The organism is bacterium (assembly GCA_040755795.1).
Classification (GTDB): Bacteria; UBA9089; CG2-30-40-21; order CG2-30-40-21; family SBAY01; genus JBFLXS01.
On sequence record JBFLXS010000634.1, the window covers coordinates 1 to 1,662 of the forward strand.

Genomic DNA, 1,662 nt, shown 5'->3' on the forward strand with positions numbered 1-1,662 from the left:
CTTCAAAGGATAAGTTGCAAAAAAATCATCAGGCTTTTGAGCCTAATTTTGCCATCTTTGAGCAAAATAAACAGATTGATAAGGATTCAGATAGCCTCAATGGCTCCTTAAATTAACGAAACTCCAGCTATGTAAACTTCCAGTTAATAACCATTATACCAAAAAAATTAAAAGTTTGTTGTCAAGCTGGTCTAACCTGTTGAGAGACATTTTGTTTTGTAATCTCTTTAACTTTCTTTTCCTGTTCGTAATATTCTGAAGTCAGTTGCATATTCTCAATTTCTCCAAGAGGGTCAGCCAAAGTTTTCGCTACCTCAACGCATTTTTTGCCTTTAATCCCTTTAATATGATATGTGATGTAACCATCTTCCGTGATTAATATCTCTATATCTTGTTTTTCTGCCATTTTGATTATACCCACTTACTTTTTCTCAACCAGGGATGGTTGTACTGTCGTGTTGAGTAAGTTTTGCACGGCGTATCATCAGATTTCATAACCTGCAAACGGATAATTGGTAACTGGTAACTGGTAATTGGTAACTGGTAATTGGTAACTGGTAATTGGTAACTGGTAACTGGTAATTGGTAACTGGTGATTGGTAATTGGTAACTGGTTAAATAGTTTCGTCATGATATCAGCCAAACGATATTTATACTTTAGAGAGGCATATTTTGTGATTTCCTGTTACTATCAACTCAGGTTATCGGTTATCGGTTATCGGTAAAGAGCAAGCAGTAGCCTGCTATCTCAAATTACCGATTACTGATTACCTGATTACCGATTACCGATTACTTTAAATAATCACAATTTATACCCCACTGGAGTATACCAGTTACCAATCACCAGTTACCAGAATCAAATTCCGTGCGTTATTTGTTCAACACGACACTACTTTATATCCACCTTCTGGCGATAAGTTTAAGAGTGTTTTTTTCAACCTTTTTTTCTTCAACTAATTGATAGCCTTGTTTTTTTAACTCCTGAATGACCACATTGTAGGCATAATGTTGTTTTATTTTGTTAATGTACATCTGTTGTTTTCTTAATTGTTCCGCGGTCAAGCCAGTAGAATCAGCAATAATTTTATAAGTGCCGTCATTTTGTTTCTGAAAACCAATCTGACGATTATTTTCGTCCTTGACAATGACCTCAACATTATGAATTTTGCCGTCAGTAGTCTGCATTTTTAGATTCTCCATCTGTTGATAAGTTAGTTGTAAATCCTTAATTGTTTCTATTAACTGGGCAACATTTCTAATAAAATAAACAATTATTCCTCCATGTGATGACATATTTATCTCTCCTTTATTGTAACTATTTACCGAGGTAAAGTGAGATAGTAAGTTCCAGGAACAAGGGAGTTTATTTTCTACCTTGCTCCTTGAACCCTGAACTCGACAATAGTTGCCTGTTGTTTCATTTCAGGTAACCGTTCACCGCAGAGACACAGAGACGCAGAGAAAAAAAATAAAATCTGTTCACCAGAGATAGAAATTTCCTTTTTTTGTGCATTTCGGATCTGTCGTTGTTTATTACCTTAAATCGGCAAGTGACCTTTTCTCTATACCTTTAACCACTTGATATATAAATACTTAACTCATTAAAAAATCTGCAATTTTTTTAACAAAAATACTTGACATTGGTCTCCTCTTATGCTATAC

3 protein-coding genes are annotated in these 1,662 nt (G+C 34.7%); all 3 read right to left on the reverse strand.

Features of this window, described 5'->3' with window-relative positions; all coding sequences use genetic code 11:
• Nucleotides 1-181 precede the first annotated feature (181 nt).
• The 3 genes from AB1414_20460 to AB1414_20470 all read right to left on the reverse strand — a co-directional run bounded on the left by AB1414_20460 (nt 182) and on the right by AB1414_20470 (nt 1,293).
• Nucleotides 182-406 carry a DUF2997 domain-containing protein gene (locus AB1414_20460; protein MEW6609785.1) on the reverse strand — a complete coding sequence of 75 codons (225 nt, stop codon included), beginning with the start codon at nt 404-406 and terminating at the stop codon, nt 182-184.
• A 78-nt stretch (nt 407-484) separates the two neighbouring features.
• Nucleotides 485-643: an alpha/beta hydrolase gene (locus tag AB1414_20465; protein ID MEW6609786.1), complete on the reverse strand. Its 159-nt coding sequence runs from the start codon at nt 641-643 to the stop codon at nt 485-487.
• Nucleotides 644-894: 251 nt separating this feature from the next.
• Nucleotides 895-1,293, reverse strand: coding sequence for a DUF1257 domain-containing protein (locus tag AB1414_20470; protein MEW6609787.1), 399 nt, complete (start codon nt 1,291-1,293; stop codon nt 895-897).
• Between the last annotated feature and the right edge of the window lie 369 nt (nt 1,294-1,662).

Coding starts and splice junctions, on each gene's coding strand:
- AB1414_20460 (MEW6609785.1), bottom strand. CDS start 406: ATGGCAGAAAAACAAGATATAGAGATATTAATCACGGAAGATGGTTAC.
- AB1414_20470 (MEW6609787.1), bottom strand. CDS start 1,293: ATGTCATCACATGGAGGAATAATTGTTTATTTTATTAGAAATGTTGCC.